This is a genomic window from Desulfatibacillum aliphaticivorans DSM 15576 (genome assembly GCF_000429905.1).
Lineage (GTDB): Bacteria > Desulfobacterota > Desulfobacteria > Desulfobacterales > Desulfatibacillaceae > Desulfatibacillum > Desulfatibacillum aliphaticivorans.
Window position 1 is genome coordinate 1 of record NZ_AUCT01000055.1, and the last position, 3,761, is coordinate 3,761.

General features: G+C 40.5%; 1 protein-coding gene. It reads left to right on the top strand.

The features are described 5' to 3' along the window. Positions 1 to 293 precede the first annotated feature (293 nt). Entirely contained in the window at positions 294 to 3,671 is a 3,378-nt protein-coding gene (locus G491_RS0125945) for a GPI anchored serine-threonine rich family protein (protein ID WP_035220251.1), read from the top strand. Positions 3,672 to 3,761: the final 90 nt, after the last annotated feature.

The following is a 3,761-nucleotide window of genomic DNA, read 5'->3' on the forward strand; positions in this document are numbered from 1 at the left end:
TTTCATGAAACAACCCTAGCACATAACACAGAGGACGTCTAGTAGGAATAATTCCTAAGTAGGACTTTTTTTAGCCCCCTGAACGCTTACGAAATTTTCTACCGCGACTTTTAAATACGTGCCTGGTGATGTTTGTCGCTTCATGTCTCGTTTGTTCGAACAGTTATGCTGCCTTAGAACCCCCAGGAAACAGCCCTTTCAATAACGGCTTTGCCTCATACCATGCCTACACAAAGGCAAGTAAGGAGGTAACGATAGGCGATCTTTCATCCGCAACTGATGGTAATTTTTTTGTGAATTTTTTTAACGACTACAACTCACCAGGAACGATTAGAATACATATTCCTGAAGCGGTAGATGCCGACATTTCATTAATTGATTTAATCTCAAACGAAGAGATTCCAACATCTGAGCCAATGACGATCGACTATCGAAGCGGCAGAGGGATTGTTGCTGTCGCATATTTGAAGAAAAGTCAAAAAGCGGAAATTCGCGTGAAGGACCCAAAATTCGACAGCAACGGACATTACCCTATATATGTGGATTACTTTCCTGATGACAATAGTAACATGAGTGACATGGATTGGCTTGAAGCAGCAATTAATAGAAAATTTCGTTCAACTCATGAAGGCGCAATTACCGGATACATGAGACAATTAAATGGCTTAACTAATGCTGTAAGCGATCTTATTTTGGGACTAGAAATAACTGATACGGTATTGAATTTGGGATCTTCTGCTTTAGTTCCTAAGTTCGATCCAACGGATGCTCATAAGGTTTTAGGTTATGCAGTCTCCACAGATCAATTATGGGCCGCAGGAAACTTAATTTCAACTGCAAACACAGGACAAAAATGCATTGTATCAGCATTGCCAAATGAAGAGGTCTCGCTGGCAGCGCAGAATTTATCTGCGGTTACAGATGGATTGGTGGCTTTTGGACAACTCACCATAGGTCACAACCCTAAAGATGCCTACATGACCATAATCAGCGATTTTGCTAAAAGTGCAGTCTATTGCAAAGGGGTTTATGATACATCGGAAATCGAGAAGGGGATAAATGCTCAGTACTTGGTTAAGTACTTGATGGCTCAACATATTGCGGATCAGAATCCCAATAAGTTTACTAAGGCGTATGCAACATACATGTGCAGTGAGTGGGCGGATTATACTGAATCTGAATGCGGCTGGTTTAAAGATAAGGCTGGTTGCGGACTGGATAACTATGAAGAAGAAAGAGTTTGGGAGCTATACTCCAATTTTTGGGATGAAATGCAAACGTGGATAACTGCCCACCAGATAGAAGATAATTGGTATGCGGATGTTGACCATGACGGATATTCAAACCAATCAGAAATTGACATGGGTACGGATCCCAATGACCCCTTGTCACCGGAGCCAGAAGAGAGCACATTGAGAATAACATATCCAACATCATCAAGTGTTTATAAAGCTGGAGATCGGGTTCTGTTGAAATGGGAAAGTAGTTCAAATTTACAGAGTTCTCCAATAAGTATTTATATTATAACCCCCAGTAATAGTATGGATTCGTTAGCAACTAATGTTCCCAATAAAGGGAGTCATTGTTTTTTATTGCCAAGTTTTGATCCTGGTGATGGTTATTATCTAAAGATAGTTGCTGTTGATGATCCGAGTGTATATTCTAATAGTCAATCTTTTCAGATAACCGAAGATGATTCTAACAGCGAATATGTCTATCCATGGATTTTCCGTGTATATCCAGAGTACATAAAGACACAAAACGTCCGAGGAGGCGAGCGGATTAGATTTAAAGTTCGCGCCAAAGATTTTGATGAAAACTTGTCTCACGTAATTTGGTCCGCTTCTGATTCTCTGCTGCCTGCTCAGTCCAGACCTTATGCGACCTCGGAATATGTCCAAATTAAGGATGTAAAGGATAGGTTGGAGGGCGAAAATGGAATATGCTCAACAAATGTAGTATTCCTGGGCAAAGATGTAGAATATGACTTTTATGTGTATGCAACTGTGTACGATACAGAGGGAAATACGGATAGTCTTTATTGGATTATTGAAGTAGAGCCAACTTTTTCACCACAGATTTCTCTTGTTTTCCCGGCCGAAGAAGAAAGCAACTTAGGTTTGGGAGAGCATGATTTACAATTTAGCGTATCGGATGCCGACGGCAATCTTGATAGGTATGAAGTCTATGTAGACGGAGCCCTTGTTAAAGAAGATAGTATCTCTGGCGGGACATCTTCCAAAGAAATTGCCGTGGAAAATGTGTCTTTTTCGGAAAAGAAGGATTATTCCGTGCGTGTGATATGCTATGATAAGGATAATCTTTATGATCAGATAGATCTTACAATTCATGCGGGCATCGTTGATGGAAATGTTCATAGGCCCATTATCGAGTATGCTTGTCCTGACGACATACCATATCAGCTATATCGTGTTGACAATGGATATATGTTTGAGGCTAAGGCAGTCGATGAAGATGGCAATCTCTCATATACAGCGATTAAAGTTAATGGAAATACCATATATGAAGATGTTTTTTCTTCAGAATCGGATCATGATATTTTTAAATCGAGAGTATTTTTTGAACAGGAAGGATCAAATACAATCAGTTTTTTGGCAAAGGACTCAGGGGGAGAAGAGGCCGAAAAGGACATTGTCTTGGATGTTTTGCCAGCAGATGGAACCGGAAGCATACATGTCCCACAATTACTTGATGTTTATCCCAATGGAAGTAAACTGTATGGAGAGAAAGCTGTAGTAAATATTCGGTTCCGAGATTATGATGCCGACATCGATAAGGCGGAGCTTTATAACGGCTCAACCTTTGTTGATTCGTTTAATATTGACTCAGATTGCTCCGAATCCATAAAATTCGACATTCCAACCGGGACAAATACTTTAAATCTTTGGCTGGTAGACTTTGCAGGTAATCGAGTAAAAGCAAAAACTTGGACAAGCTATAGTACAGGCGGAGGTTCGGTTGCACCGCAAATAATAACCATTGGAAGTGGTAATAGTATTTATGTGAAACAGGGAGATAGTTTTAAAATTCGTGGTTACGCCTTTGATGCTAGCGGGGACTTGGATCGCATAATCTTTGACTGCAGCGATATTGGTTACGATTCTACCAAAAAACAATATGTCTCATCAATGATCGATAATTTTACACAGACGCTAACTCCTGAGCGTTCAGGAGAAGTTCTTATAACAGCTTACGATGACGCCGGTAATCAATCTTCAAGAAAGACCATTAACGTCATTGTTTCCGGAAGCATTCAAAGCCATGCACCCCAAATACTATTTTCTACATTCGAGGATGGGGATACTGTTTTGGGCTACAATAATGATTGTTACCTAGCAACTGATGCCCTCGCATTCGATCCGGACGGCGACCTAGTCCGGCTATCCTTTTTTGTTAATGGTTTAGAAACTAAAACAGAAATTGATTCCGGGGAATATTCTTTAGGCAATCACATATATAACTATTTCAAGACAAGTGAATTTCAAAATCGATATATAGAAAGGGGGGCGACCCTTGAGTGTGTAATTCGAGCTGTTGATAGTTATGGCAATATGGCGGAAAAAAAGTTCTCTGTCATCGGAGGACCGATGGATGGCAATAATCATTCGCCCATTGTTGATGCGCAAAAACAGCTTTCGCTTGATCAGTAAGCGTCCAGTGAAGTACCCGGTTGGGTAAAAATCAATTGTTGGAAAGGTTAAAATCCGGGGATGGCAGGAGAGCTTGGTAGTCTTTCCGGG